We start from the raw sequence: 25,665 nt of genomic DNA on the forward strand, positions 1-25,665 counted from the left end.
TGAGTCTTTTGGGCGCGCAGACGCGCGCACCCACCCCCATCCCCTCCCTGCAAACAGGGAGGGGAGTGTTTTGTGGTCTAACCCCCGTTTGCCACAGACTTGCGCAGCTGGGTTACCGCCATCTCGCGGGCGCGTTCGCGCGGCAGGTCGACAGCGCGTGCCATCGGTCCGCCGAGCAGCGCGTCGCCGAGCGCCATCAGGGTGAGCTGCAGCGTCTCCTCGCGCAGCAGCTGCGCATCGATCGCATCGGCGCTGATCTCGTCGACCAGCCGGTGGATCGCCTCGAGGATCGGGTCGAGCGCATCCTCATTGCCGTTGAGGATCATCCAGCTGGCCAGCGCGCCTGCGCCGCCCTTGCCGAACGCGTCGAAGGTGAGATCCACGACCTCGCGCGGATCCTGGTCTCCGCTGCGCGCGCGCAGGACCGCAGCGCCGATCTCGGCGGTCACCGTGCCCGCGATACTCGCGGCGAGCGCCTTCTGCAGCCCGGCCGCCGAGCCGAAATGGTGGAGCAAATTGGCGTGCGTCCGCCCGATCCGCGCCGCGACGGCCTTCAGCGTGACCGCCTGCGGCCCGGCTTCGAGCAGCAGCGCGCGGGCGGCTTCGAGCGCGGCATCGCGCGATTCTTCGGGAGACAGGCGCTTGCGTGCATTGGACGACATCTACGGGAAAACACTCTTGCCCCTGGGGAATCCGGCTTAGTGGAGGAACCGCCAAGGGGAAAGCAGCGAATAAGCCCATGATTCCGCGATCGGGACTGTCCGATGCGGAAGCGTCAACCCAGCCGAAGCCGGCGGCGTGACCGAGTCACGCCGCCATGCAGGTTCGCGGATCATTGTCCACGACGGTTCCATCCGACAGGTCCAGCTCGAAACGGGCCGAGGGGACGGCGGCCCCGCGTCCGCGCGAATAGACCGAGGTCACGCGCCCTGTGGCGCGGAAGCCTAGCTTGCGCAGCACGCGCCCCGAAGCGGGGTTGTCGAGGAAGTGCCCCGCCGCGACACGGCGGACTCCCGCCGCCCGCGCGGCGCGCAGCACCGCGGCGCCGGCCTCGGTCGCATAGCCACGGCCCCAGGCATCCGGCGTGATCCAATAGCCGAGCTCGTGCCGCTCGTCCCCGAGCGGGCCGATGCCCATGCCGCCGATCAGCCGCAAGGTGCCGCCCTGGTGCTCGAAGACCAGAAACTTGGGCTCGGCGACCATGTCGAAGCCGGCGGCGAAGGTCTCGGCGGCCTCGATCGTATAGGGCCAGGGCGCGCGCGCGAGGTTGCGCACCACGGATTCGTGCCCGATCGCGCGGGCGAGCTCGGCGGCATCCTCGCGCCAGCCGGGCCGTAACGTCAGTCTTTGCGTTCGCACGAACATGACCAGTCTCCTCGGTCTTGCGGTGCCCCTGACGTGTCTGTGTGACAGCCAGTTTGCAGCCGCATTTCGTGGGAGCAAAAGAAAAAGGGAGCCGGGGTGACCCGTCTCCCTTTTCAGCTGGTCCGTTCGTCGGACCCGGGTCACCCTGGTGGGCAACCCGGCCGGTTACCCGATGTTATTCGGCTGCTTCCGCAATCATGTCTACCGAGCAGAACTTGCGGCCGAGCTTGCCGACCTTGAACGACACGCGGCCGTCGGTGAGCGCGAAGAGGGTATGATCCTTGCCCATGCCGACGTTCACGCCCGGATAGATCTTGGTGCCGCGCTGGCGCACGATGATGTTGCCCGCGACGACGGCTTCGCTGCCGAACTTCTTGACGCCGAGGCGGCGGCCTGCCGAATCGCGACCGTTGCGCGAAGAGCCGCCTGCTTTCTTATGTGCCATTGCCTATACTCCTCGTATCTCGCTTACGCTTCCGCGGCCGGGGCTTCTGCCTCGGCGGGAGCGGCGGCCTTCTTCGCCTTGGGCGCGGCCTTCTTCTTCTCTTCCTGCGCACCGATCGCAGTGATCTTCAGGATCGTGTGATTCTGGCGATGGCCGTTGCGGCGGCGGTAGTTGTGCCGGCGGCGCTTCTTGAAGACGATGACCTTCTCGCCCTTCGCCTGCGCGACGATCTCGGCCGAGACGGTCAGGCCGTCGGTCGGCTTCAGCTCCGAGCCTTCGCCGGCGAGCAGGACGTCGCCCAGCGTGACCGTCGAACCGGCCTCTCCGTCGAGCTTCTCGACGACGATCTTGTCTCCGGCGGCAACGCGATACTGCTTGCCGCCCGTGCGCACGATAGCGAACATGGCGATGTCTCAACCTACAAAAGCTTGTGCCCGCCAGGGATTGCCCCGGCAGGAGGAAGGGCGCAGCTAAGGGAAGAGGGGCTCGCTGTCAACGGTCTTGGGGTAAAAAACCCCGGTTGCCCGCACCTAGTGGCGATGCGCGGCCTTCAGTTTGTAACGACCGCCGGCATAGCGTTCGAACAGACCGCCGATCGCCGGATGGTCGACCGGCTCGTCGCTGTCGTCGGCCACGAGGTTCTGCTGGCTGACATAGGCGATGTAGCTCGACTCGGCGTTCTCGGCGAGCAGATGGTAGAAGGGCTGGTCCTTGCGCGGACGCACGTCCTCGGGAATCGCCTCATACCATTCTTCCGAATTGGCGAAGACCGGATCGACGTCGAAGATCACGCCGCGGAAATCGAACAGCCGGTGGCGCACGACGTCGCCGATCGCGAACCGCGCCGAGGAGACGGGCGGCATGGGGACGGCGGCTTCGAGGGGAAGGGGAGGGACGGGTGCACGCGGCATGGCATTAATTTAGTGCGTTCGCCGCGTCGCACAAGCACCGCGCTTGCGGTCCCCGATTCATTGCGCTAAGCGCCCGCCCTCATCGACCGGTGCCGATGTCGGGATACCCCGACGGTCGGCATCTTAAGACCTCGCGGAGAGGTGGCAGAGTGGTCGAATGTACCGCACTCGAAATGCGGCGTGCCCTCACGGGTACCGTGGGTTCGAATCCCACCCTCTCCGCCACTTCCTCCTGATTTAGCACTTAGCGCAGGCAACTGCCTTACCGATTCCGGATTGGTGAGGTTTCGGCCCTCGCCGGCCCAGGCTCACGCCTCGTCGACCTTCGCCCTCGCCGCTTCGAACTGCGCCCGCGCTGCCGCCATGGCCGGTCGGTTCCGCCTGGCCCAGCCTGCCAAAGCCGTCAGCGGATCGATCAGCGAGCGGCCAAGCATGGTCAGCTCATATTCGACCTTTGGGGGGATCGTCGCATAGGCGGTTCGCTTGACGAGCCCGTCGGCTTCCAGCCCGCGGAGCGTGATCGTCAGCATCCGGTGCGATACGCCATCGACCGTGCGCATGATCGCGTTGAAGCGCATCGGTCCTTCCGACAGCGCGCCGACGACCATGACCGTCCATTTGTCGCCGATCCTGTCCAGCACCTGCAAGACCGCCCGACAATCCGCATGGTCGCTCCATTCCGGCGGTACCTTTGGGTTCCCAGGCTTCAAGACGCACCTCTTCGCCTTCACGCGATCAATTTTGATCGCAATGCACAGGATTGTGCATTCTTGTGGGCGTATTCGATATCAAACATATCGTCACGAACATTTTGTTCGTAGAGATGGAAAGGATATCGTGATGAGGATCGGAGTGAGCGGCGCGAGCGGGCAACTCGGCAAGGCGGTGCTTGCCGAGCTTAAGGTGCGCGGGGCAGGCCACGACATCGTGGGAATATCCCGCACGCCCAGTGCCGTCGAGCCGCCCGCGGAAGCACGTCCGGGCGACTATGATCGACCGGAAACGCTGGTCGCGGCGTATCGGGGGCTCGATCGCCTGTTGATCATTCCGAGCCACGACGTGCGCCCTGGGGTACGCGATCGCCACTTCGTGGCCGCGATCGATGCCGCCGTGGCGGCGGGTGTCGATCAGATCGTCATGATCTCTTCCGCCGCGACGCGCGAGACCGCCATGTCGGCGATGTACGCGCCATATTATGTGGGCGAACAGCACCTGATGAGGGTGGCGCCGCACTGGACCATTTTGCGGATGAACTATTATGCGGAGACCTTCGCGCAGATGGTCCCGATGGGGTTGCGATCGGGCATCCTGCCCGGCATCGCGGAGAACCGCGTCGCATTCGTATCGCGTGACGATCTGGCGGCTGCGGCGGCCGGAATCCTGGTCGGCGAGGGGCATGCTGGCGCTATCTACAACGCAACCGGGCCCACCGCGCTGACCGGTGCGGAGCGCGCGGCGCTGGCTTCCGAAGTCACGGGCAGAACGCTGCGATTTGCGGTGCTCGACGAAGCCGGGCTTCGCCTGGGGCTCGGGCAGGCGGGCATCGAGGCGCAATATGTCGACGCGCTTGTCGATATCGAGAAAAGCTATGTCCAGGGCTGCTTCGATATCGTGACCGGCGATGTGGAGCGTCTGGCGGGTCGATCCCCGCGTTCGCTTCGTGAGGTCCTGCTGGAACGGCTGTCCTGAGAGGAGGTCGCCGCCATTGTCACGGGCAGTCCGGTCAGGTCATATAAAGAAATCTTTATATCTCCCTTGACCGGACTCTCGCGCGGTGCGATCTTGATGGGGTCAAGGTTCTCCGTCCGGACGCGGTTCGCGGCGGAGCTAAGACGGGAAGCCGGTGAGAGACCGGCGCTGCCCCCGCAACTGTAAGCGGTGAGCTGCGGTCCAAACATGTCACTGGGGTTCGCCCCGGGAAGACGGACCGACGCTGTGACCCGTGAGCCAGGAGACCTGCCTTCGACGCGATAACGTCCACCGGCGGGGTGTCCGGGCTGGTCGCTTGCACGTCGCTGCGGGGGCCGTCTCCCGGGTGCATGCTCGTGTCTGGTCCGTGCGCTTCGCCTTCTTCGGGGTTGAAGAACATGACCATTTCCATTGCCACTCTGGGTTTCCCGCGCATCGGGCCGCGGCGCGAGCTGAAGCACGCGCTCGAGGCCTATTGGGCCGGCAAGACGTCGCAGGCCGAATTGCTCGAGGCGGCCTCCGGGCTGCGCACCGCGGCCTGGGCACGGCAGAAGGCGCTCGGCGCCGACTGGCTGCCGTCGAACGACTTCTCGCTCTACGACCATGTACTCGACACCAGCATGATGCTGGGGGCGATCCCCAGCCGCTATGGCAGCGCGGACGGCACCGCCGATCTCGACACCTATTTCGCGATGGCGCGCGGCACGACCGGCGAGGGTCATGGCGACGGCTGCGGCCATGCCAGTTTGACCGCGTGCGAGATGACCAAGTGGTTCGATACCAACTATCATTATCTCGTGCCCGAGCTCGCCGCCGGCCAGAAGCTCGCGCTCAACCGGCTCAAGGTGGTCGACGAATATCGCGAGGCCAAGGCGCAGGGCTTCGAGGCGCGGCCCGTGCTGCTCGGCCCGGTGACCTGGCTGAGCCTCGCCAAGGGACGCGATGTCGATCCGTTCGACTTCCTCGACGAGCTGCTCGGGCTCTACGCGGTGATCCTCGGCCATCTCGCCCAGGCGGGCGCCGAATGGGTGCAGATCGACGAGCCCGTGCTCGTGCTCGATCTCGACGAGAAGCAGCGGCGGGCGCTGACCCGCGCTTATGCCCGGCTGTCGCGCTCGGGCCCGAAGCTGATGCTCACCACCTATTTCGGCGGGCTGGGTGACAATCTGTCCTTCGTCGCCGCATTGCCGGTGGCGGGGCTGCACGTCGATCTGGTCCGCGCGCCCGAGCAGCTCGATCCGCTGCTCAAGGCCGCGCCGAAGTCGCTGCTGCTCTCGCTCGGCGTGGTCGACGGCAGGAACGTGTGGCGCGCCGATCTCGATGCGTTGATCGAGCGGATCGCGCCGATCGCCGCGACGCGTGATCTGGTGCTCGCGCCGTCCTGCTCGCTGCTCCATGTGCCGGTCGATCTAGCGCTGGAATCGAAGCTCGATCCCGAGGTGGCGCAGTGGCTCGCCTTCGCGGCGCAGAAGATCGAGGAGCTCGCGATCCTCAAGCAGGCGCTCAACGAGGGGCGGGAGAGCGTCGCTGCCGAGCTCGGGGCTGCGGCTCGGGCCAGCGCAGCGCGCAAGGCGTCGCCGCGGGTGCACAATCCGGCGGTCGCCGAGCGGATCGCCGCCGTCACGCCCGCCATGTACGCACGGCGCTCGAGCCTCGACGCGCGGATCGACGCGCAGGCGGCGGTGCTCGGCCTGCCGGCCTTTCCGACGACGACGATCGGTTCGTTCCCGCAGACCGCCGAGGTCCGCGGCGCCCGCGCCCGCCACAATCGCGGCGAGATCGACGCGGCGACCTATGCCGGCTTCCTCCGCGAGGAGACCGCGCAGGCGATCCGCTGGCAGGAGGACGCTGGGCTCGACATGCTCGTCCATGGCGAATTCGAGCGCAACGACATGGTCCAGTATTTCGGCGAGCAACTCGCCGGATTCGCCTTCACCGTGCACGGCTGGGTGCAGAGCTACGGCTCGCGCTGCGTGCGCCCGCCGATCCTGTACGGCGACGTCTCGCGGCCCCGGCCGATGACGGTCGACTGGTGGCTCTATGCCCAGGAGCTCACGACCAAGCCCGTGAAAGGCATGCTCACCGGACCGGTGACTATCCTCAACTGGTCGTTCGTCCGCGACGACCAGGCCCGCGAGGCATCGTGCCGCCAGATCGCGTTGGCGATCCGCGACGAGGTGCTCGACCTCGAGGCGGCGGGCTGCAAGGCGATCCAGATCGACGAGGCCGCGCTTCGGGAGGGGCTTCCGCTGCGCAGGGGCGACTGGCAGGCCTATCTCGACTGGGCGGTCGACTGCTTCCGGCTCTCCGCTGCCGGTGCGGACGACGCGACGCAGATCCACACGCACATGTGCTATTCGGAGTTCAACGACATCCTGCCGGCGATCGGGGCGATGGACGCCGACGTGATCTCGATCGAGACCGCGCGCTCGCAGATGGAGCTGCTCGAGGGCTTTGCCGCATACCGCTATCCGGGGGCGATCGGGCCGGGGGTGTATGACATCCACGCGCCGCGGGTGCCGGGCGAGGCGGAGATGGTGGCGCTGATGCGGCTGGCCCAGACGCATCTGCGGCCCGAGCAATTGTGGGTGAACCCCGATTGCGGGCTCAAGACGCGCAAATGGGCGGAGGTGAAGCCCGCCATCGACGCGATGGTCGCCGCGGCGCGGACGCTGCGGACAGCGGTGTGAGGCAGACCCCCTCTCTCCGCTTGCGGGGAGAGGGGGTTATCCACCCGTCACCAGCGGATGGCGGCCGCGGAAATCGTCGAGCAGGCGTTCGATGATCGCATTCTCGCCATTGCTGCCCGAGGGCGCCACCGACCAGTTGCAATGCGGGTGCGTATCAGTGCCGTAGACGCGGACCGGGCCCAGCGCGGCGCGCCAGTCGCGCTTGCTGCCGCCCGCCTTGCGGACGAGCGCATTGATCAGCAGGTCCTGGAGTTCGCCGGCGGTCATTCGCTCGGGCGGCCGCCCGGCTTCCATTCGGGCCTGGCCTTGCTGTCGGCGAGGCTGGCGAGCGGGGCGACCAGCGACTGGATCGCCCGCGCCATGAACGGGATGTCCAGCCGGTCGACCGTATCCTCGGGCGTGTGATAGGTGGGAACCGTCGCCCAGCCCGAGACGGTGTGCGCGACCACGCCCTTCAATGCGAGCGCATAATTGTCCGAGCGCTGGAAGAAGTTCTGCTCGGGATAGGGATCGGTGGTGACCAAAGCGCCGTGCGCCTTCAGCGTCTCGCCGAAGGTCGAGCGCTCGAAGCCGGTCATCATCATCGTGCCCTGGGGCAGCTTGGGATCCTGCTGGCCGATCATCTCGATCTCGAGATTGGCGACGATGTCCGACAGCGGCACCGGCGGATGCTCGGCGAACCAGCGCGCGCCGAAGCCGCCGGCCTCCTCGCTGCCATAAGCGACGAAGAGGATGCCGCGGCGATGCTTCCTGCCGACAAGCGTGCGCGCCAGCTCGAGCACCGCGGCGGTGCCCGAGGCGTCGTCATTGGCGCCGTACATCACCTTGCCGTCGGGGCGGACGCCGAGATGGTCGAGATGCGCGGTGACCAGGATCACCCCCGCCTTCGGATCGGTGCCGGGGAGAAAGCCGAGCGCGTTTGTGGTGACCTGTTGCTGCTCGACGAGGCCGGGCAGCTCGAGCGCGATATCGGCGCCGTCCTGCGCCGCGAGCTTGTCGAACGCGGCGTCGTTCAGCGCGACGACGGTGGGGCGGGGGCGCGGCGTCTCGCCCTTGATATAACGGGGCAGGCGCGGGCGGCCGCCGATCCGCTCGTAATAGCCGCGGATCTGATCGGTGGCGCGGATGATGACCAGCTTGACCTTGGACGGATCGACCTGGCCGGCGAACTGGAGCCCGTTGGCGGCCGGGTTGGTGACGATGACCGCGTCGGCGGCGGGCGCCTGCTTGGGATCGGTGCCGGCGAACACCGCGAGCTTGCCGCGCACCGGCTGGCCGTTGGAGGAGAAGAGCAGGGGGGAATCGACCGCCGCGCCATTGGCGGTGAGCACCGGCGCGCCGTCGAGCCGCAGGCTGACGATCTCGATCGGCTGGGTGTAGCCGGTCATCCCCGGCGCGGTGGCCAGGCCGTAGCCCCGGAACATCGATGCGACATAGGCGGCCGCCGCGGCTTCGTCCGGCGTCGCGCTGCCGCGGCCGCGCAGAGCGGGGCCGGCGAGATAATCGACATGCGCACGGACATGCTCGGGCGTGATCGCCGCGGGTGCGCGCTGGGCCTGGGCGGGCGCGGCGAGAGCAGCCGCCAGCGTGCCGGCGAGGAGGATGGTCTTCAGTCTGTGCATGATGCCCCGGGGGTTGGAATTTTGGGTGAGCTTAGGAAGGGAAGGAGTGCAGGGCAACGGGTGCGCCCGGGGCAAGTTGACCGAAGTTTACTCACTGGCGGGTTTTCGGGGCGGGGTAAATCAAGCAACCTGTTGATATATAAACATAGTGTCCGATGTGCGCTTGACCGGACGCGACAGGTTCGCGCCCGCCTGGCGACGGTGACGCTACATTTGCGCGCCAGTCCCGCGACACCAGGGGCACACCCGCGCCCCGGCTTCGCGCAACGAAGCCAAGCATACGCGCAGGTCGGCGTCACGAGCGCGACACCCGCGCGCCGTCACCGGAGGGCATCTGTGCCCTGTACCAGCGGCAGCCTGGGCAACCGGCACGACGAGCGCCGTCGCCATCAAGGCACCCCGCTGGTGGGAGCTCGACTTGATCAAGATAGGCCGAAACACGCCGTTCGGTCGCAGGGCGCGGTTCCCTGCCAATGCGAAGGTCGAAGACGAAGCGAGGATCGCCCACCGCGAGGCGGCCGAACCTTGCCGGCGGGACCCGGTGGGATTTCAGATAACGCTCGATCCGACGCAGAATCATGACAAGCTCCGGCTGGTTGTTCTCGTTATGTTTGTGCCATATTTCCTACTTGTCTAGGAAGATTCCTGCGCGTACTCCCCGGGCATGGATGCTGATGCTGCCCGCCAAAATCTACGCGAACTCGTTCGTTCGAACGGCAGCAGTTTTGCGGAGCTCTCGCGCTTGCTTGGCCGCAACCCGACCTACATTCAGCAATATGTGTCGCGCGGGCATCCGGCCAAGCTGGAGGCGGAGGACCGAGCGAAGCTCGCCAGGTTCTTCGGGGTCCCGGAAAGCTTCCTCGGCGGCCCGGAAGGGGCTTCGCTCGTCAAGGTGCCGCGCCTGGATGTCCAAGCCTCCGCCGGAAGCGGAAGGAGCGTGGAAGGCGAAGCTGTCGTCGCCGAGTATCACTTCGATGCCAGGTGGCTAGCACGATTGACGCGCGGCAAGTCGAGCGATCTTTCGATCATCTCGGTCACGGGTGATTCGATGGCGCCGACACTCGGCGATGGCGACGACGTGCTCGTGGACACCGGCGATCGCCGCATCCGTGACGGCGTATACGTGCTTCGTCGCGACGATGACCTGATCGTCAAGCGGCTGGGGGTAAGCCCCGCTGCAGGCAGCCTCACCGTGGCGAGCGACAATCCGGCATATCCGACATGGACCGACGTGTCGCCCGAAACGATTTCGGTGATCGGCCGTGTCGTATGGGCAGGGCGTGCTGTCAGTTGACCCATGCGCTCGCAGATTGCGGCGCGCCGCGCTTCGAGCGATGGGCACGCGGGGGGCGGAAGGTGGCTAATTGATCGCGAAGCTTGCGACGCCCCGATACACGCCGCTTTGCACCTCGACCTGGTAGCCTCCTTCAGGCAACGAAGTCGCATTTTGCTGGGCGGTAAAGCCCGGCGGGGCTTTCGGGAAAGTCAGTTCCTGCAGGCAAGCCTTGTCGCCGGCCTGCCGCGTGACCTCCCATCTGGTTGCGCCGCCGGCATCACGGACGACCAAATGGTCGATGCAACCCGGATCGTCCTTTTCAGTCGTCACCTTGAAGGAAATGTCGGATGGGGATCGCACCGTCACGGCGATGTGCGCGGCCGGAGAACACCCGGTCAACGCCAGGGCAATGATGCCGATACCCAGACCCAATCGCATGCCCTGCTCCTTCGTTATCCGCCCGACATCAGTTCATGATTCCAGGCTAAAATCCAGCGGTATCGGCGTCGCCTGTCGCGGGACAAGCGACGCCTCGACCGTTACTTTCCGTAGACCCCCGATCCGGTCGCCATAATCTCCAGGCGTTCCGCAGTGATATAGCTCGGCAGGATCGCTCCGTTGCTCTCCTTGTAGGCGACGTAATCCTGAACGATCTGTGCCTGACCCTCGAGCATCTCATACTGGAAGCCCAGGTTCCTGGTCCAGTATTGGTACGGTGCAGTCTGGCTTCCCATGGCTACCGCATCCCTGACGACTCCGGTGGTCACCGAAATCCAGCCGAGCGTCTGGTACTGCCTGACATGGGCCATCTCGTGCGCCAAGGTCGCCAGCTCCGAGGCACTCGTGAACTCGTGAGGGGGCGAGTTGAAATAGATCGTGTTGCCGAGCGTGATCGCCGGGTTGCCATTTGCGAACGCCCTGCTCGCGATCAAGGATCCGCCGGATCCGAAGACGATCCTGACCTTGTCGAAATTGACGGAGCTGCCGAAGATCCGGGTGACATTGCCCTTTTCGCCGGCTGTCATCGCTCGGAGCTGGTTGCTCGGCGCCGGCGGCGTCCCCCCGGTGGTGCTGATCGGCGTGAAGGACAGCCCGGTTGAAAGCATCGAGAGGAAGCCCGGACTATAGACCGCGAGCGGCGGGTTGCCGATCGGGGCAGCCGTGACGACGATGGTGTTGGGATCGAGGAACCGGTCGACGCTGACCAGCGTCCCGGTGCTGCTCTGCACCATGGTCAGCTGCCCGCCGCTCAGAAGATAAGCAGCTTCGGACTCCGAGACGTCATAGCCCTTCTGGGCCAGATTGCGGACCACCGTCTGGCTCAGCTGCTGGTTATGACTGGCCGTGATCTGCTGCATATAGTCGATCGCGCCGGCGAGGTTGCTGTTCGCCTGGTAGGAGATCACGGAATTGAGCACGTAGTTGTCGAAGATGCTGTCGAAGCCGTAGCCCGCGGTCGACTGCTGCCTGGCCGCGATATAGGCCTGATATGCCGCGCCGTTGTAGAATGCTTCCTGTTCGGCCATCGGTGCGTCCGGGCTGGGGAAGATCAGGCCGCTGGCGTCGATCGGCGTCGCGTTCACTGGCATCACCAGCACCGGGACCGGATCCGGCACGGGCGTCGGCAAGGCGTTGGCGAACGGATTCTCGCTATTGTAGATGCTGTCGACGTCCGCCAACTCACCCACGGTAAGGTATCCGACGACCGAAGCCCTGATCGCATACCAGCGGTTGGAACTCCCCTCGGATTCGATCTTCATGCGGCCATAGAGCGCTCCAATGTTCAGGCCGCCGCCATAGATTCGGCAGCTCTCGACCAGCGCATAGGGGTTGGGCAGCGTGCTCATTGCAGGATCTCCTTGTCTACGCGCGAAACGAACCGGCACGGCTCGTGGCGGAGATCTGCGTTTTCCAAGCTTTATCCTACAAATATCCTACAATCTTCCTGCGATGTGCGCGCCTGCCAATAGCAGCTCCGTATCGGCGGCCAGGGCCCGGCCTGTGGTGCGTGCTCATATCGGGCGGCGGCGGGGAAGGATCGGAAGGGGCGGTCAGCGGCCGCGTTTTACCGCCACCACCGCCGTATCGAGCGCCTGGAGGAACCGCGAGCGGTCGGTCTTGGCGAAGGGCGCGGGGCCGCCGAGCTGGTCGCCGCCGGCGCGCAGGTCGGCCATGATCGCACGCGTGGCGATGGCGGCGCCGATCGAGCTGGTGGTGAAGGGCTTGCCGGTAGGGGCGAGGACGCGCGCGCCGGCCTTGAGCGCGCGATCGGCGAGGAGGATGTCGGCGGTGATCACGATTCCGCCGGGGGCGGATTGCTCGGCGATCCAGTCGTCGGCGGCGTCGAAGCCATCGCTCACCACCTGGCGGCTGAGCAGGGGATGCGGGGGCACGCGCAGATGCTGGTTGCTGACCACGACCACCGGCACTTCGTGGCGGAGGGCGACCTTGTAGATCTCTTCCTTCACCGGGCAGGCATCGGCATCGACGAGGATGCGGGGGGCGCTCACGCGAGCGTCACCGGAGCGTGGCGGTGTATTCCCAAATCCTCTCCCGGAGGGAGAGGGGGACCAGCGAAGCTGGTGGAGAGGTAGCCTCCACAAGCGATGTCACCCGTGGAGACTACCCCTCCGTCAGCCTGCGGCTGCCACCTCCCCCTCCGGGGGAGGAGCATGGATGCGCCGATCGTCTGACCACGGTATGTGCGATACGCCCTTTCGTTCACCCGCGCGGTGGGCCCTTGCGGTGGGGCTTGGCCTTGTAGGGCGCCTGCGGGCGGTTGGGGCCGCCGCGCTGCGGGGGGCGGGCGCCGTGGGGCGGGCGTCCGCCGTGCGGGGGACGGCTGCCCTGCTGCGGCGGGCCGTCGCGCGAGGGCTCGATGCGGACGTCCTCCTCGCCCTCGGCGGTGCGCGCCACCGCGGCGGCGAACTTGGCCGCCATCGCGCGCGGGACCTGGAAAAAGGTCTCGTTGGGGCCGATGCGGATCGCGCCGATCTCGTTCTTGGTGATGTGGCCGCGACGGCAGATCAAAGGCAGGATCCAGCGCGGATCGGCGTTCTGGCGGCGGCCGATATCCATGTGGAACCAGGCGATGTCGTCGAAGCCGGGGCGGTGACGCTCCTGCTGCGCGGCGCGGCGGCCGTCGGGAGTCTGCTCGATCAGTTCCTCGGGCTGCGGCATCGCGGCGCGGTGCGCACGGACCAGGGCGGCGGCGATCTCCTGGGGCGACTTCTCGGCGAGCAGGCGTTCGGCCAGCGCCTGATCCTCCTCGTCGGTCTCTATGGGCGCGAGCAATGCGGCCAGCAGGCGCTCGCGATCATTGGCGCGGATCGCCTCGGGAGTCGGGGCCTCGATCCACTCGGCGTTGATGCGCGCGCCCTTGAGCATCATCTCGACGCGGCGGCGGCGCGGATAGGGGACGAGGAGGACGGCGGTGCCCTTCTTGCCGGCGCGGCCGGTGCGGCCCGAACGGTGCTGAAGCGCCTCGGCGTCGCGCGGCAGCTCGACATGGATGACGAGGCTGAGCGTGGGCAGGTCGATGCCGCGCGCGGCGACGTCGGTGGCGACGCAGACGCGCGCGCGGCGATCCCTGAGGGCCTGCAGCGCGTGGTTGCGCTCGTTCTGGCTGTGCTCGCCCGAGAGGGCGACGGCGGAGAAGCCGCGCTCGACCAGCGTCGCATGCAAGTGGCGGACATTGTCGCGCGTCGCGCAGAACAGGATCGCGGTCTCGGCCTCGTGGAAGCGGAGCAGGTTGATCACCGCATGCTCGATGTCCGAGGGCGAGATGGTGACCGCCTGATAGGCGATGTCGCCGTGCCCGCGATCCTCGCCGACGGTCGAGATGCGCAGCGCGTCCTGCTGGTAGCGGCGGGCGAGCGCGACGATCGGCTTGGGCATCGTCGCCGAGAAGAGCAGGGTGCGGCGCTCGTTGGGGGTGGCGTCGAGGATATGCTCGAGATCGTCGCGGAAGCCCATGTCGAGCATCTCGTCGGCTTCGTCGAGCACGGCGGCGCGGAGCGCGGAGAGGTCGAGCGCGCCGCGCTCGAGATGGTCGCGCAGGCGCCCGGGCGTGCCGACGACGATGTGCGCGCCATGGCCCAGCTGGCGGCGCTCCTTCGAGGCATCCATGCCGCCGACGCAGGTGGCGATGCGCGCGCCGGTGGGGCCGTAGAGCCAGATCAGCTCGCGGCTCACCTGGAGCGCGAGCTCGCGGGTGGGGGCGATGATCAATGCAAGCGGTTCGCGGCTGGGGACGACGCGGCCGTCCTCGCCGATCAGCTCGCCGGCCATTGCGAGGCCGAAGGCGACGGTCTTGCCCGAGCCGGTCTGCGCGGAGACGATGAGGTCGCGGCCCTGTGCCTCGGGTTCGAGGACGGCGGCCTGGACGGGCGTGGGCGCGGCATAACCACGCGCTGCGAGCGCTTCGGCGAGAAGCGCGGGGAGGTTCTGGAATTCCATGGAGCCGCGCACATGGGGGTGCGGGGCCGGAAGGGCAAGCGAATTCGCGGTTACCGGGACAAGTCCCGAGGCGGGCGAGCTCACATTTCGAAGTCGATGCGGACGCTCGGCGCCGAGCGTTCGGCGGCGCCGTGATGGACCGCCTCGATATTGTTGCCGTCGGGATCGAGCAGGAATGCGGCGTAATAGCCGGGGTGGTAGGGGCGCTCGCCCGGCGCGCCATTGTCCTTGCCGCCGGCGGCAAGGCCTGCCTTGTGGAAGGCCTCGACCATAATATGGTCGGCGGCCTGGAAGGCGAGATGGTGGCGCCCGGTGAGCTTGCCCAGGGCTTCGGGACCGTCGGGGGTGGAGACGAACAGCTCGTCATACCAGAAATGGGTGTCGGCGCTGCCGCCTACGGGCACGCCGAGCACGTCGAACACCGCCTCGTAGAAGCGGCGGCTGGCATGCAGGTCGGCGACGACCAACTGGATATGGTCGATCAGGCGACCGCGGTGGAGTTGCATGGCTTCCATGGACGCGGGAACCCGCGGGCGGCGGCCGGGTTCCGCCGCGCGCGGCATTAAGCGGCGGTTCAGCGGTGGGCGGAGAGGTTCGGCGCGGGCTAAAGGGGAGACTGGCACATGCGTGTGCTCGCTATCGGGATGTTCCTAGTCGCGGTCACGGCGGCTGCGCCCGCCTCGGCCCAGCTCAGCCGTGCGATGCGCGAATTCTCGGGCACCAGCCCCGCGCCGATCCGCGGGGACATCCGGCTTCCGGCGCCGCTCAACCCTACGGTGGAGCGCAGCGCCTCGGTGTCGCGCGAGGTGCGCGACATCCGCAACGATATCCGCACCGGCCGCGAGAGCGGGCAGCTCAGCCGGCGCGAGGCACGCGCGCTGCGCCGCGAGGGACGCCGGATCGAAGCGGCGAGCGCACGCTATGGGCGCGACGGCTATTCGGATGCCGAGATCGCGATGCTGCGGAGCCGGACCGAGGCACTGCGCAGCGCGACCGCGGCGAAGCGTAGCCAGGGGCTGGCGGGCAAATAGCCTCAGAGCGCCTGGCCAGCGGCCCAGCCGCTCGCCCAGGCCCATTGGAAATTATAGCCGCCGAGCCAGCCTGTGACGTCGACCGCCTCGCCGATCGCGTAGAGGCCGGGGACTTTCCGCGCCGCCATCGTTTGCGACGAGAGCTCGGCGGTGCTGATCCCGCCGATCGTGACTTCGGCCTTGGCGAAGCCTTCGGTGCCATTGGGCAGGAAGGGCCATGCGGCGAGCCGGCGCTCGGCTTCCTGCAGCTTGCGATCGGGAAGGTTGGTGAGGTCGCCGGGGAGAGCGATTTGCTCGGCCAAAGTCTCGGCGAGACGGGCGGGAAGCGCTTCGGCGAGGCATTTGCGCACGGTCGTGCGGGGCGCGGCGCGCTTTGCCTCGATCAGCCAGTTCGGGGAGCGGCCGGGCAGGAAATCGATCCCGATCGCCTCGCCGTGGCGCCAATAGCTCGAGATCTGGAGGATGGCGGGGCCGGAAAGGCCGCGATGGGTGAACAAGGCGGCCTCGGGGAAGGCGGCCTTGCCTGCGCGGGCCACCACGTCGGTGGATACGCCCGAGAGCTCGCGGAACAGCGCCTGGTCAGGCGGCAGCGTGAGGGGCACCAGCGCGGGGCGCGGCTCGATGACCTTGAGGCCGAAGCGGCGGGCGAGATCATAGGCGAAGCCGGTCGCGCCCATCTTGGGGATGGAGGGGCCGCCGGTGGCGATCACCAGCGCAGGCGCCTCGGCATCGCCGACGCGGTAGCGGCCGTCGGCATGGTCGATCGCGCCGACGCCGCGGCCGGTCCGGATCTCGACCTGGCCGCGTGCGCACTCGTCGAGCAGCATGTCGACGATCTGGCGCGCCGAGCCGTCGCAGAAGAGCTGGCCGAGCGTCTTCTCGTGCCACGCGATGCCGTGGCGCTCGACCAAAGCGAGGAAGTCCTGCGCGGTGTAGCGGCCGAGCGCCGACTTGGCGAAATGCGGGTTGGCCGAGAGATAGCGGTCGGGCGCGGTGTGGATGTTGGTGAAGTTGCAGCGCCCGCCGCCGGAGATCAGGATCTTCTTGCCGACCTCGCCCGCATGGTCGAGCAGCAGCACGCGTCGCCCGCGCTGGCCGGCGATCGCCGCGCACATCAGGCCGGCCGCGCCGCCGCCGAGGATGATGGCGTCGTAGCGAGTCAAACTCCCCTCCCTGCAAGGGAGGGGCGGGGGGTGGGTGCGAGCGTCAGCGAGCCGTGGCCGCTTGCCGCATAAGCGACGGCCGGGGCATCGAGCCCCGTCCGCCGCTGAACCCACCCCTTTATCCCCTCCCTAAAAGGGAGGGGGTAGAAAGAAGAACACCCGTCACCCCGGCCGAAGTGCCGGGGTCCACGGTGCGGCCAGGGGAGGATCTCGAGCCTCTTGTCCTGCCGTTGCGGCACTGTGGACCCCGGCCCAAGGCCGGGGTGACGGAGGGGGGACGAAGTAAGCAAGACGTCAATGCAGCTTGGCGATGCTCAGTCCGTCGAGCTTGGCGCGTTCCTTCACCGATTCCTCGCTGCGGGTGAGCGCCTTGGCGATCGCTTTCAACGCCATGCCCTTCTTGGCGAGCGTGTGCAGCTTCTGGATCTCGTCGGGTCGCCAGGGCTGGCGATGGCGTTCGAAACGCTCGGACATGGCTCGTCTCCTGTTCTGTGTCGCGCAATGCCAGTCAGGCGGCGCCGTGACCAGCCAGTCGGCGAGTGAAGATTTCTGTGGAAAAGACGGCTTCCGGGGTCTCGGAAAGGCCATGATGCGCGGATCGAGGCCCAGGTTCGCGCCCGGCGAGTCGGGAATCGCGGCGCCGGATATCGGCCGGATCCGCTTCTCCTTCGCCTGCCCGGGAGCCGATTTCGCTGCCCCGCTGCGGCCCAACGGAAACGGGGCGGGCCTCGTTCGAGACCCGCCCCGCTTTTGCTCCGTGAGGTGCGCCGGCGCGTGCCGGCGGCAGCCTTACTTGACGTGCTTCGAGATGTGCTTGTTCATTTCGAACATCGTCACCTTCTTGGCGCCGAAGATCTTCTCGAGCTTGTCGTCCGCCAGAATTTCCCGCTTGTTTTCAGGGTTCTGGAGGTTGTTCTTCTTGATGTGATCCCACATCTTGCTGACGATCTCGCTGCGGGGCAGATCGGCGGTGCCGACGATCGCGGCCAGCTCCGGCGAAGGCGTCACCGGCTTGGCGATGCCACCACGTGCTCCACCAGCTGCTTTAGTATCGGCCATTCTCTCTTCTCCTGTTCGCACCCGTTTCCGGGCTATTCCCTCGTCAGCGCCGCCGGCTCGTGCGAAGTCTTCCTGCCGTAGTCGCTTGCGACGATGTACTGTTGGTTCGTGCCTGGATGCACGCACCTGACGCCCTTTGATATTGGTATCGCGCGTCTGTCTAGAGAGCAGTTTGCCTTGGCGGGGCGCCCCCAGGTGGTTTCCAGCACGCGCGATAACCTCTGCTCAAGCGCTTCTTTCTGCAATTTATCGAATAATTACAGATGTTAAAGCCGAAATAGGGGCCGAAGTTGCGCTTCCGGAACGCTTCGTCGCGTTCGATGGCCGCCTCGGCGGAAAGCGCGAGAGCCGATGGATGCGCGCGCGGACGCATGCTATCAGCGCTGCTCTGAGAGGGGGATGCGATGCGATTGCTGCTGGTCGGGGGATTGCTGGCGCTGGCGGGCTGCGGAGGTGGCGGCACCACTGGCGCCAACTATTCCGATCCGCCGCCCATGGCCGAGATCGTCGCGACGCCCAGCCCCAAGGCGAGCGAAACGCCCGTCGAAACGCCTGCCGCCGCGGACGAGGCGGTCGAGGACAATGCCACGGACAATGCAGTGGATGCCGAGGCAGTGGCGAACACCACCGCATAGGCCGGCGCATAGACTGACGCATAAGCGGGCGGAAATCCTTGCTTTCGCCTACCGTAGATCAACGATGGTGGACAAAATCGCCGCGCCCGCTAATAAGGGCGCCGTGACGAACGCGCTGCGCCTTCTGCGACTTATCCGCCCTTAGGGGCCGAACCGCTGCGCGCGCAGGTCTCTAAGGGCAAATGGTCTAAGGGCAAATGGCCTAAGGCCGAGCAGAACTTCCAGCATGACTTGGCACGCGCTACGGCGCGTCCGCGATCCCTTGAGAGGCACCCATGTTGCGCGACCCGAGCGTAAAATACCGTCCCTTCCCGCAGGTGGCCCTGCCCGACCGGCAATGGCCGAGCCGGACGATCACCCAGCCGCCGCGCTGGCTCTCCACCGACATGCGCGACGGGAACCAGGCGCTGATCGATCCGATGGACGGCGAGAAGAAGCAGCGCTTCTTCGATCTGCTGGTGAAGGTCGGCGTCAAGGAGATCGAGGTCGGCTTTCCCAGCGCGGGCGCGACCGAGTTCGACTTCATCTCGGGGCTGGTGCGCGAGGGTCGCATCCCCGACGATGTGATCGTCCAGGTGCTCACCCAGTCGCGGCAGGATCTGATCGAGACGAGCTTCCAGAGCCTGAAGGGCGCGAAGAAGGCGATCGTCCATCTCTACAACGCCGTGTCGCCCGCGTGGCGCCGCATCGTGTTCGGGATGAGCCGCGACGAGATCCGCGAGATCGCGGTGGCGGGCGCCAAGGTGCTGCGCGACGAGGCGGCGAAGCAGCCCGATACCGACTGGCATTTCGAATACAGCCCCGAGACCTTCTCGACCGCCGAGCTCGATTTCTCGGTCGAGGTCTGCGAGGCGGTGATGGAGATCCTCCGCCCCACGCCCGAGAAGCCGCTGATCCTCAACCTGCCGGCGACGGTCGAGGCGGCGACGCCCAACGTCTATGCCGACCAGATCGAATGGTTCGGGCGCAACATCCGCAACCGCGACAGCGTGGTGATCAGCCTGCACACGCACAACGACCGCGGCACCGGCGTCGCGGCGTCCGAGCTGGGGCTGCTGGCGGGCGCGGACCGCGTCGAGGGCTGCCTGTTCGGCAATGGCGAGCGCACCGGCAATGTCGATCTCGTGACGCTGGCGCTCAACATGTACACGCAGGGCGTCGATCCGGGGCTGAACTTCTCGGACATCGACGAGGTCATCCAGACGGTCGAATATTGCAACCAGCTGCCCGTCCACCCGCGGCATCCCTATGCCGGCGAACTGGTGTTCACGGCCTTTTCGGGCAGCCACCAGGACGCGATCAAGAAGGGCTTCGCGGCGCAGGAAGCGCGCAACGACGAGCTGTGGGACGTGCCCTATCTGCCGATCGATCCCAAGGATCTCGGCCGCGACTATGAGGCGGTGATCCGGGTCAACTCGCAGTCGGGCAAGGGCGGCGTCGCCTGGGTGCTCGAGCAGGATCGCGGGCTCAAGCTGCCCAAAAGGATGCAGGCGGACTTCTCTCGCCATGTCCAGGCGCTGGCGGACGAGACCAGCCGCGAGCTGAACGCCGCCGATATCCGGCAGAAGTTCGAGCAGGTGTACCTGCCGGGCGAGGGCGACCGCATCGCCCTGGTCGATTACGAGGAATCGGGCGCGGCGGGGCAGCGCGTGTTCGTCGGCCGCATCGCCATCGATGGCGCCGAGCAGTCGATCTCGGGGCGCGGCAACGGCCTGATTTCGGGCGTGATCGACGCGCTTGCGGGCACGACGGGGCCGTCGCTCGACGTGGTCGATTACAGCGAGCATGCGATCGGCCATGGCGCGGACGCCCAGGCGGCGGCCTATGTCGAATGCCGGACCGAGGACGGGCGGACGGTGTTCGGGGTCGGGATCGACGCGGATATCGCGACCGCCTCGGTGCGCGCGGTGCTGAGCGCGGCGAACCGGGCCTAGATAATCCTCCCCCGCCAGGGGGAGGTGGCGCCGAAGGCGTCGGAGGGGGAGGTAAGCAGCGTCCTCTCCAATGGAGCACAATGGTTCCGCCCCCTCCGTCACGCTGCGCGTGCCACCTCCCCCTTGCGGGGGAGGATTGAAGGGCCTCGCTCGCCTGAAAGTCGATACGTCTTAGCAGATCACGGATAGCTCAGGCCGTAATAGCCGTAGACGCGCTCGCCATAGGCCTGGTCATAGGCGGGCGGTTCCTCGGCGGTGTAGCGGGGGGCGGCTTCGAGGGTTTCCTTGTCGACGTCGACGACATAGCCGCCCTGCTCGGTATCGTAGGTCAGCTTGTCCCAGGGCAGCGGATAATAGTCGCTGCCGAGCCCGAACACGCCGCCGAACTGGAGCACGGCATATTCGACCTGGCCCGAGACCTTGTCGACCATGAAGTTGTAGATCGAGCCGAGCTTCTCGCCATCCTCGTCGTAGACGGCGGTGCCCTCGACCTTGTTCGATGCGATCAGCGCCTCGGTCTCGTCGGTCGCGATTTCCGTGTCGTTCCCGATTTCCGTGTCGGTCATAGCTCGTCTCCTCGACTCAGCCCCCGCCGCCAGGACAAGGCTGCGCCGATGTGGTTACCGGGCAATGACAGCGAGGGTCGTTCGCCCCGGTCGCGACGCGCTTCGCCTCAGCGGCTTCGGGTTATCTCGCAACCGATCCGTGCGTCGGGATAGATGTCGAGCTTCATCGAGCGGACGCGGACGCGGACGACCCGGGGATCGGCGAGGGCGAGCGCGGCGACTTCGTCGCACAGGGTTTCCTGGAGCTCGATGTGCCGCGAGGCCGCGAGCGCGTGGATGCGTTCGCGCAGGAAGTCATAGTCGACCACCGCATGGATCCGGTCCTCGGGGGGCTCCGGATAGGCGCAGGTCATCGCGACGTCGAGCGTCACGCGCTGCGGCGCGGCGCGCTCGTGCGGGTGGATGCCGAGGCCGATGCGGAGCTCGAGGCCCTCGAGCAGGATCGTGTACTCAGCCATGGGGCCGCGCGCGGCCTTCGAACATCACGTCGCCGTCGCGCGGCAGGAAGCGCTGGCCGCAATCGACGAAGACGTTCTGGCCGGTGATGCTGCGCGCGGTGAGCAGATGCTCGACCGCCGCGGCGACGTCGTCGAGCGCGACCGGGCGCTGGAGCAGGTTCTGGCGGGCATGCTCCGCGAATTGCTCGGGCGTCTGGTCGAGGCTGGGGAGGGTGAGGCCGGGCGAGACCGCGTTGACGCGGATCCGCGGGCCCAGCGCCTGCGCCAGCATCTCCGTCGCGGCGGCGAGCGCGGCCTTGCTGCAGGTATAGGTGAAGAAGTCAGGGTTGAGGTTCGCGACCTTCTGGTCGAGCAGATTGACCACCGCGCCTTCGCCCAGATCGTCCTGCGCCGCGAGCGCCGAGGCGAGTGCGACCGGCGCGCCGAGATTGACGCGCATATGCCGGTCGAGCAGCGCGAAATCGGCGAGCGGCAGCGCGTCGAAGGCGAATTGCGAGGCGTTGTTGACCAGTCCGTCGACCGGCCCGCCCAGCCCCTCGCGCGCCGCGGCGATCAGCGCGGGAGCGGTGGCGGCATCGGCGAGCTCGCCCGACACGACGCAGGCCGTGCCGCCGGCCGCGGCGATCGCCTCGCGCAATGCCTCGGCCTCGTCCGGCGCGTGGTGATGGTGGATCGCGACGGCATGGCCCCTGAGCGCGAGGCGGCGCGCGATTCCCGCGCCGATCCGCCGCGCCCCGCCGGTCACCAGGACCCGCATCAATAACCCATCAGCTTGAGCACTTCCTGCCGGCTGCGCTCGTCCTCGCGGAACACGCCCATCATCCGGCTGGTGACCATGCCCACGCCGGGGGTGCGCACGCCGCGCGCGGTCATGCAGGCGTGGCTGGCCTCGATCACCACCGCGACGCCCACGGGCTCGAGCTCCCGCCAGATGCAGTCCGCCACTTCGGCGGTGAGGCGCTCCTGGACCTGCAGCCGGCGCGCAAAGGCATGGAGCACGCGCGCGAGCTTGGAGATGCCGACGACATGGTCCTTCGGGAGATAGGCGATCGAGGCCGTGCCGATGATCGGCGCCATGTGGTGCTCGCAATGCGACTGGAACGGAATGCCCTTCAGCAGCACGATCTCGTCATAGCCGCCCACTTCCTCGAACACGCGGGAAAGGTGATGCGCGGGATCCTCGCCATAGCCCTGGCAATATTCCTTCCAGGCGCGCGCGACGCGCTGGGGGGTATCGATCAGGCCCTCGCGCGTGGGGTCGTCGCCGGACCAGCGGATCAGCGTGCGGATCGCTTCGGCGACATGCTCGGGCACGGCGATCTTGGCGGGCGAGGCGACCAGGTCGCCATCTTCCCCAGGATCGTGATTTTCCGTCATTCGCCCGTCCTTCCCAGCCTTGAACCAATTTACGCTACGGCATGCGGCGCTTCGTCGCGCCGGACCTGTTGCCCATCCGTACCGCTTCACAGAAAACGACGCTAAACCGCGGAGTTCCGCGCCGCATCCCCGTTGACGGCTTCAAAAATGCAGCGTTAGTTGCATGCGTAATAAAAGCAACGCCGACACCGGATATCGGGGACGCGTCAGGAGAGGGGGGGATTTATCCCATGAAGAAGCTCGATTTGCTCGCAGCGACGGCACTCACTTTGCTCATGGCCACGCCCGCGTTCGCGCAGGAAACCGCCACCACCACCGCGGCTCCCGCCCCAGACGAAAGCCAGGCGGACGACTATCAGGGCGCGAACGAGATCGTCGTCACCGCGACGCGGCGCAACGAGACGGTGCAGGACGTGCCGATCGCGATCACCGCGATCGGGCCGGAGCTGCTGCAGAATGCGGGCGTCGAGAATGTCCGCGACCTCGAGCAGCTCGCGCCTTCGCTGCAGAGCTCGACCGGGCAATCCTCGGCCACCGGCACCACCATCTATCTCCGCGGCATCACCACCGGCGGCGACAATCCCGGCTTCGAGCCCGCCGTGGGCGTGTTCATCGACGGCGTGTTCCGCGCCCGCGCGGGCGTCGCCATCGCCGAGCTTCCCGAGCTCGAGCGCGTCGAAGTGCTGCGCGGCCCGCAGGGCACACTGTTCGGCCGCAACACCTCGGCCGGCGCGCTCAGCATCTTCACCGCGCAGCCGCAGTTCGAACTGGGCGGCTATGCCGAGGGCATGGTCGGCAATTACGGCGCCTATGGCGTGAAGGGCGCGATCACCGGCCCGGTCAGCCAGTCGCTCGCGCTGCGCCTCGACGCGGGCTATCGCAAGCGCGACGGCTATATCGAGGACGTCAACAGCGAGCGCGCGATCAACGACATCAACCGGTGGAACGTCCGCGGCCAGGCGCTGCTCGACACCGGCGACATCACCTTCCGCCTGATCGGCGATTATTACGAGACCGACGAGCAATGCTGCGGCGCGGTATCGGCGGTGCGTGGCAGCCTTGCGGGCGTGATCGAAGGGGTGGCAGCGGCGCAGGGCCTTGACGGGCTGTACTTCACGCCCGGTATCACGCGGCCCTTCCCCAACGGCAGCACCACGCAGCTCAACTTCAGCCAGATGCCGCTCGAACGGCGCATGGCGATATCGCCCAACCGCGACTATGCCGAGAAGGTGCGCGACTGGGGCTTCTCGGGCGAGCTCAACTGGGATCTGGGCAGCACCAAGCTGACCTCGATCACCGCCTATCGCGACTGGCGCGTGATCCGGAACCAGGACATCGATTTCTCGGGCATCGATCGCGCCTATCGCGACGGCTATCGCAACGAGCTCACCGACTTCACGCAGGAACTGCGCCTCCAGGGCTCGGCGTTCGGCGGCAAGCTCGACTGGCTGATCGGCGGCTTCTACCTGAACGAGACCAACAAGCTGCGCGACGTCGTGCAGATCGGCAATGACGGCAATCGCTATGTCGACTCGATCTTCAACGCGCTGGCCGGGCCGTCCTTCGGCGGATCGGTCCAGTTCTTCGGATCGCTCGGCCCGACGGTGCCGACCCCCGGTGCGGTGTTCCTGAACCCCGCGGTTCCGAACTCGCTTCCGGCGCTGACCGCGGTCTATGGCGCCAGGCTCGCGCCGCTGGTCGGCTGCTTCCGCGCCCAGGCGGGCACCGCGCCCGCAGGCCTCTGCGTCATTCCGGGCTTCCCGTCGACGCCGATCCCGGGCCTTGCCGCGCTCGCCGCAAGCCCGCTCCCGGGCGCCGTTGCGGGCCAGGGCAACAATCCCGACGATTTCCGGGTCAAGACCAACGCCTTCGCATTGTTCACGCACAACATCATCAATGTGACCGACAAGCTCTCGGTGACGCTCGGTGCGCGCTGGAACCACGAGAAGAAGGACATGACTGCCTCGATCAACAACAATCTCGGCAGCTGCGGCTTCTTCGACCAGGTCCGCGCGGGCAATCCGGCGGCTACCGCTTATGCCAACGTGCTGCGCCAGCTCGGCCTGTTCAACAATCTGTTCCTGCTGAGCTGCAACCCGGCGGTGAACAGCGAGTTCAACGGCAATTACCAGGACGATTTCACCGACAACGAGATCACCGGCACCGCCAAGCTCGCCTACAAATTCTCGGACAAGCTGCTCGCTTATGCGAGCTTCGACCATGGCTACAAGTCGGGCGGCTACAATCTCGACCAGGCGACGTTCGATTCGGTGCTGCTCGGCGGCAACGGCGCGCAGGGATCGGACCTGCGCTTCGGTGCCGAGACCAACGACGCCTATGAGATCGGCTTCAAGGCGAGCCCGAGCCGCGCGTTCACGCTGAATGTCGCGGCGTTCTACATGAACTTCTACAACCTCCAGTCGCTGGTCTTCTCGGGCAACAACTTCGTGGTGCAGAATGTCGCGAAGAGCATCAGCAAGGGCGTCGAGATCGAATCGACGATCCGGCCGGCGCGCGACCTGACCTTCCAGCTTGGCTACAGCTACATCAGCGCCAAATATTCCGACAGCAACGACTTCACGGGCACGCCGCTGCAGGGCCAGGAAGGCAGGCAGTTCAACAACCAGCCCGAGCACACGGTGACGATCGCGACCACCTGGACCCCGAGGCTGACCGACGGGATCAACGGCCTCGTCCATGTCGACATGCGCTACAATAGCGAGGTCACCATCCCCTCGAGCAACCCCGATCCGGCGACGGGCCGCACCACGCTGTTCAACCCGGGCTATGCGCTGATCAACGCTGCCGTCGGCGTCCAGTCCAGCGACGGCAAGTGGCGCGGCGAGATCTTCGTCGAGAACGCCACCAACCAATATTATCATATCACCGGCTTCGCGGTGCCCGAGCAGACCGGCAATTACGCCGCCTATCCTGGTCTGCCGCGCTTCTACGGCGCGCGGGTCCGCTTCGGCTTCTGAGGTTCGGT

The 25,665-nt window shown here is 66.9% G+C and carries 27 protein-coding genes, 1 tRNA gene and 1 riboswitch; of the genes, 8 read left to right on the forward strand and 20 right to left on the reverse strand.

All coding sequences use genetic code 11. The features are described from left to right. Positions 1-77: 77 nt before the first annotated feature. The 5 genes from MT490_RS19995 to hspQ all read right to left on the reverse strand — a co-directional run bounded on the left by MT490_RS19995 (position 78) and on the right by hspQ (position 2,673). Positions 78-662 (reverse strand): TetR family transcriptional regulator, encoded by a 585-nt coding sequence (locus tag MT490_RS19995; RefSeq protein ID WP_297391556.1) that lies wholly within the window; start codon positions 660-662, stop codon positions 78-80. Positions 663-807: 145 nt separating this feature from the next. Next, positions 808-1,365: a GNAT family N-acetyltransferase gene (locus tag MT490_RS20000; protein ID WP_297391558.1), complete on the reverse strand. Its 558-nt coding sequence runs from the start codon at positions 1,363-1,365 to the stop codon at positions 808-810. Positions 1,366-1,540: 175 nt separating this feature from the next. Beyond that, a complete protein-coding gene (gene rpmA, locus MT490_RS20005) occupies positions 1,541-1,810 on the reverse strand; it encodes a 50S ribosomal protein L27 (protein WP_056614164.1) in 270 nt (89 codons plus the stop codon). A 23-nt stretch (positions 1,811-1,833) separates the two neighbouring features. After that, entirely contained in the window at positions 1,834-2,214 is a 381-nt protein-coding gene (rplU, locus tag MT490_RS20010; protein WP_297391560.1) for a 50S ribosomal protein L21, read from the reverse strand. A gap of 126 nt (positions 2,215-2,340) precedes the next feature. Further along, entirely contained in the window at positions 2,341-2,673 is a 333-nt protein-coding gene (gene hspQ, locus MT490_RS20015; RefSeq protein ID WP_297391562.1) for a heat shock protein HspQ, read from the reverse strand. A gap of 183 nt (positions 2,674-2,856) precedes the next feature. Here hspQ and MT490_RS20020 point away from each other — a divergent pair. Next, positions 2,857-2,946: transfer RNA gene (locus MT490_RS20020), tRNA-Ser, on the forward strand. Between the two features lie 83 nt (positions 2,947-3,029). Here MT490_RS20020 and MT490_RS20025 read toward each other — a convergent pair. Continuing rightward, on the reverse strand, positions 3,030-3,362 hold the full coding sequence (locus tag MT490_RS20025; RefSeq protein ID WP_297391564.1) for a helix-turn-helix domain-containing protein: 333 nt from the start codon (positions 3,360-3,362) through the stop codon (positions 3,030-3,032). Positions 3,363-3,561: 199 nt separating this feature from the next. Here MT490_RS20025 and MT490_RS20030 point away from each other — a divergent pair, with 199 nt between their 5' ends. Both MT490_RS20030 and metE read left to right on the forward strand, forming a co-directional pair. Further along, positions 3,562-4,410, forward strand: coding sequence for an NAD(P)H-binding protein (locus MT490_RS20030; protein ID WP_297391566.1), 849 nt, complete (start codon positions 3,562-3,564; stop codon positions 4,408-4,410). Between the two features lie 88 nt (positions 4,411-4,498). Next, positions 4,499-4,700: riboswitch (cobalamin riboswitch) on the forward strand. Between the two features lie 108 nt (positions 4,701-4,808). Further along, positions 4,809-7,100, forward strand: coding sequence for a 5-methyltetrahydropteroyltriglutamate--homocysteine S-methyltransferase (metE, locus tag MT490_RS20035; protein WP_297391568.1), 2,292 nt, complete (start codon positions 4,809-4,811; stop codon positions 7,098-7,100). Positions 7,101-7,136: 36 nt separating this feature from the next. On the opposite strand, the gene MT490_RS20040 is transcribed toward metE, so the two are convergent. Both MT490_RS20040 and MT490_RS20045 read right to left on the reverse strand, forming a co-directional pair. Further along, positions 7,137-7,367: a hypothetical protein gene (locus MT490_RS20040; RefSeq protein WP_297391570.1), complete on the reverse strand. Its 231-nt coding sequence runs from the start codon at positions 7,365-7,367 to the stop codon at positions 7,137-7,139. Further along, positions 7,364-8,722, reverse strand: a complete 1,359-nt coding sequence (locus MT490_RS20045) for a M20/M25/M40 family metallo-hydrolase (protein ID WP_297391572.1) — start codon at positions 8,720-8,722, stop codon at positions 7,364-7,366. Before MT490_RS20045 ends, MT490_RS20040 begins: the two co-directional genes overlap by 4 nt. A gap of 664 nt (positions 8,723-9,386) precedes the next feature. Here MT490_RS20045 and MT490_RS20055 point away from each other — a divergent pair. Continuing rightward, positions 9,387-10,016 (forward strand): XRE family transcriptional regulator, encoded by a 630-nt coding sequence (locus tag MT490_RS20055; protein WP_297391576.1) that lies wholly within the window; start codon positions 9,387-9,389, stop codon positions 10,014-10,016. A 66-nt stretch (positions 10,017-10,082) separates the two neighbouring features. Here the strand turns inward: MT490_RS20055 and MT490_RS20060 are convergent, their stop codons facing one another. The 5 genes from MT490_RS20060 to MT490_RS20080 all read right to left on the reverse strand — a co-directional run bounded on the left by MT490_RS20060 (position 10,083) and on the right by MT490_RS20080 (position 14,962). Then, positions 10,083-10,436 (reverse strand): hypothetical protein, encoded by a 354-nt coding sequence (locus MT490_RS20060; protein ID WP_297391578.1) that lies wholly within the window; start codon positions 10,434-10,436, stop codon positions 10,083-10,085. A 101-nt stretch (positions 10,437-10,537) separates the two neighbouring features. Then, positions 10,538-11,845 (reverse strand): DUF4157 domain-containing protein, encoded by a 1,308-nt coding sequence (locus MT490_RS20065; protein WP_297391580.1) that lies wholly within the window; start codon positions 11,843-11,845, stop codon positions 10,538-10,540. 204 nt (positions 11,846-12,049) lie between these two features. Beyond that, positions 12,050-12,508, reverse strand: coding sequence for a YaiI/YqxD family protein (locus MT490_RS20070; protein ID WP_297391581.1), 459 nt, complete (start codon positions 12,506-12,508; stop codon positions 12,050-12,052). 211 nt (positions 12,509-12,719) lie between these two features. Then, a complete protein-coding gene (locus tag MT490_RS20075) occupies positions 12,720-14,456 on the reverse strand; it encodes a DEAD/DEAH box helicase (protein ID WP_297391583.1) in 1,737 nt (578 codons plus the stop codon). A gap of 80 nt (positions 14,457-14,536) precedes the next feature. After that, a complete protein-coding gene (locus MT490_RS20080; RefSeq protein WP_297391585.1) occupies positions 14,537-14,962 on the reverse strand; it encodes a VOC family protein in 426 nt (141 codons plus the stop codon). A gap of 117 nt (positions 14,963-15,079) precedes the next feature. Here MT490_RS20080 and MT490_RS20085 point away from each other — a divergent pair, with 117 nt between their 5' ends. After that, entirely contained in the window at positions 15,080-15,487 is a 408-nt protein-coding gene (locus tag MT490_RS20085; protein ID WP_297391587.1) for a hypothetical protein, read from the forward strand. A gap of 2 nt (positions 15,488-15,489) precedes the next feature. On the opposite strand, the gene MT490_RS20090 is transcribed toward MT490_RS20085, so the two are convergent. The 3 genes from MT490_RS20090 to MT490_RS20100 form a co-directional block, all read right to left on the reverse strand. Further along, positions 15,490-16,650: an NAD(P)/FAD-dependent oxidoreductase gene (locus MT490_RS20090; RefSeq protein ID WP_297391588.1), complete on the reverse strand. Its 1,161-nt coding sequence runs from the start codon at positions 16,648-16,650 to the stop codon at positions 15,490-15,492. Positions 16,651-16,944: 294 nt separating this feature from the next. Then, positions 16,945-17,124, reverse strand: a complete 180-nt coding sequence (locus MT490_RS20095; protein ID WP_135982690.1) for a hypothetical protein — start codon at positions 17,122-17,124, stop codon at positions 16,945-16,947. A 315-nt stretch (positions 17,125-17,439) separates the two neighbouring features. Further along, on the reverse strand, positions 17,440-17,709 hold the full coding sequence (locus tag MT490_RS20100; protein ID WP_297391591.1) for an SWIB/MDM2 domain-containing protein: 270 nt from the start codon (positions 17,707-17,709) through the stop codon (positions 17,440-17,442). Between the two features lie 404 nt (positions 17,710-18,113). On the opposite strand from MT490_RS20100, the gene MT490_RS20105 reads away from it, so the two are divergent. Then, positions 18,114-18,344, forward strand: a complete 231-nt coding sequence (locus tag MT490_RS20105; protein ID WP_297391593.1) for a hypothetical protein — start codon at positions 18,114-18,116, stop codon at positions 18,342-18,344. Positions 18,345-18,619: 275 nt separating this feature from the next. Beyond that, a complete protein-coding gene (gene leuA, locus MT490_RS20110; RefSeq protein ID WP_297391595.1) occupies positions 18,620-20,278 on the forward strand; it encodes a 2-isopropylmalate synthase in 1,659 nt (552 codons plus the stop codon). Between the two features lie 179 nt (positions 20,279-20,457). Here leuA and MT490_RS20115 read toward each other — a convergent pair whose 3' ends face one another. The 4 genes from MT490_RS20115 to folE form a co-directional block, all read right to left on the reverse strand. After that, a complete protein-coding gene (locus tag MT490_RS20115) occupies positions 20,458-20,844 on the reverse strand; it encodes a PRC-barrel domain-containing protein (protein ID WP_297391596.1) in 387 nt (128 codons plus the stop codon). A 107-nt stretch (positions 20,845-20,951) separates the two neighbouring features. After that, positions 20,952-21,302 (reverse strand): dihydroneopterin aldolase, encoded by a 351-nt coding sequence (locus MT490_RS20120; protein ID WP_297391598.1) that lies wholly within the window; start codon positions 21,300-21,302, stop codon positions 20,952-20,954. Next, complete coding sequence (locus MT490_RS20125) at positions 21,295-22,059, reverse strand: SDR family oxidoreductase (RefSeq protein WP_297391600.1); 765 nt, start codon at positions 22,057-22,059, stop codon at positions 21,295-21,297. The genes MT490_RS20120 and MT490_RS20125 overlap by 8 nt, the downstream gene beginning before the upstream one ends. Then, positions 22,059-22,679, reverse strand: a complete 621-nt coding sequence (gene folE, locus MT490_RS20130; protein ID WP_297391602.1) for a GTP cyclohydrolase I FolE — start codon at positions 22,677-22,679, stop codon at positions 22,059-22,061. The genes MT490_RS20125 and folE overlap by 1 nt, the downstream gene beginning before the upstream one ends. 230 nt (positions 22,680-22,909) lie before the next feature. On the opposite strand from folE, the gene MT490_RS20135 reads away from it, so the two are divergent. Next, positions 22,910-25,657 carry a TonB-dependent receptor gene (locus MT490_RS20135; RefSeq protein ID WP_297391604.1) on the forward strand — a complete coding sequence of 916 codons (2,748 nt, stop codon included), beginning with the start codon at positions 22,910-22,912 and terminating at the stop codon, positions 25,655-25,657. Positions 25,658-25,665 lie beyond the last annotated feature (8 nt).

Source organism: Sphingomonas sp., from assembly GCF_026460985.1.
GTDB lineage: Bacteria > Pseudomonadota > Alphaproteobacteria > Sphingomonadales > Sphingomonadaceae > Sphingomonas.

What these genes read in the sequence shown, in the direction of transcription:
- MT490_RS19995 (WP_297391556.1), bottom strand. Translation starts at nt 662, where the DNA reads ATGTCGTCCAATGCACGCAAGCGCCTGTCTCCCGAAGAATCGCGCGAT.
- MT490_RS20000 (WP_297391558.1), bottom strand. Translation starts at nt 1,365, where the DNA reads ATGTTCGTGCGAACGCAAAGACTGACGTTACGGCCCGGCTGGCGCGAG.
- rpmA (WP_056614164.1), bottom strand. Translation starts at nt 1,810, where the DNA reads ATGGCACATAAGAAAGCAGGCGGCTCTTCGCGCAACGGTCGCGATTCG.
- rplU (WP_297391560.1), bottom strand. Translation starts at nt 2,214, where the DNA reads ATGTTCGCTATCGTGCGCACGGGCGGCAAGCAGTATCGCGTTGCCGCC.
- hspQ (WP_297391562.1), bottom strand. Translation starts at nt 2,673, where the DNA reads ATGCCGCCCGTCTCCTCGGCGCGGTTCGCGATCGGCGACGTCGTGCGC.
- MT490_RS20030 (WP_297391566.1), top strand. Translation starts at nt 3,562, where the DNA reads ATGAGGATCGGAGTGAGCGGCGCGAGCGGGCAACTCGGCAAGGCGGTG.
- metE (WP_297391568.1), top strand. Translation starts at nt 4,809, where the DNA reads ATGACCATTTCCATTGCCACTCTGGGTTTCCCGCGCATCGGGCCGCGG.
- MT490_RS20040 (WP_297391570.1), bottom strand. Translation starts at nt 7,367, where the DNA reads ATGACCGCCGGCGAACTCCAGGACCTGCTGATCAATGCGCTCGTCCGC.
- MT490_RS20045 (WP_297391572.1), bottom strand. Translation starts at nt 8,722, where the DNA reads ATGCACAGACTGAAGACCATCCTCCTCGCCGGCACGCTGGCGGCTGCT.
- MT490_RS20055 (WP_297391576.1), top strand. Translation starts at nt 9,387, where the DNA reads ATGGATGCTGATGCTGCCCGCCAAAATCTACGCGAACTCGTTCGTTCG.
- MT490_RS20060 (WP_297391578.1), bottom strand. Translation starts at nt 10,436, where the DNA reads ATGCGATTGGGTCTGGGTATCGGCATCATTGCCCTGGCGTTGACCGGG.
- MT490_RS20065 (WP_297391580.1), bottom strand. Translation starts at nt 11,845, where the DNA reads ATGAGCACGCTGCCCAACCCCTATGCGCTGGTCGAGAGCTGCCGAATC.
- MT490_RS20075 (WP_297391583.1), bottom strand. Translation starts at nt 14,456, where the DNA reads ATGGAATTCCAGAACCTCCCCGCGCTTCTCGCCGAAGCGCTCGCAGCG.
- MT490_RS20080 (WP_297391585.1), bottom strand. Translation starts at nt 14,962, where the DNA reads ATGCAACTCCACCGCGGTCGCCTGATCGACCATATCCAGTTGGTCGTC.
- MT490_RS20085 (WP_297391587.1), top strand. Translation starts at nt 15,080, where the DNA reads ATGCGTGTGCTCGCTATCGGGATGTTCCTAGTCGCGGTCACGGCGGCT.
- MT490_RS20095 (WP_135982690.1), bottom strand. Translation starts at nt 17,124, where the DNA reads ATGTCCGAGCGTTTCGAACGCCATCGCCAGCCCTGGCGACCCGACGAG.
- MT490_RS20100 (WP_297391591.1), bottom strand. Translation starts at nt 17,709, where the DNA reads ATGGCCGATACTAAAGCAGCTGGTGGAGCACGTGGTGGCATCGCCAAG.
- MT490_RS20105 (WP_297391593.1), top strand. Translation starts at nt 18,114, where the DNA reads ATGCGATTGCTGCTGGTCGGGGGATTGCTGGCGCTGGCGGGCTGCGGA.
- leuA (WP_297391595.1), top strand. Translation starts at nt 18,620, where the DNA reads ATGTTGCGCGACCCGAGCGTAAAATACCGTCCCTTCCCGCAGGTGGCC.
- MT490_RS20115 (WP_297391596.1), bottom strand. Translation starts at nt 20,844, where the DNA reads ATGACCGACACGGAAATCGGGAACGACACGGAAATCGCGACCGACGAG.
- MT490_RS20120 (WP_297391598.1), bottom strand. Translation starts at nt 21,302, where the DNA reads ATGGCTGAGTACACGATCCTGCTCGAGGGCCTCGAGCTCCGCATCGGC.
- MT490_RS20125 (WP_297391600.1), bottom strand. Translation starts at nt 22,059, where the DNA reads ATGCGGGTCCTGGTGACCGGCGGGGCGCGGCGGATCGGCGCGGGAATC.
- folE (WP_297391602.1), bottom strand. Translation starts at nt 22,679, where the DNA reads ATGACGGAAAATCACGATCCTGGGGAAGATGGCGACCTGGTCGCCTCG.
- MT490_RS20135 (WP_297391604.1), top strand. Translation starts at nt 22,910, where the DNA reads ATGAAGAAGCTCGATTTGCTCGCAGCGACGGCACTCACTTTGCTCATG.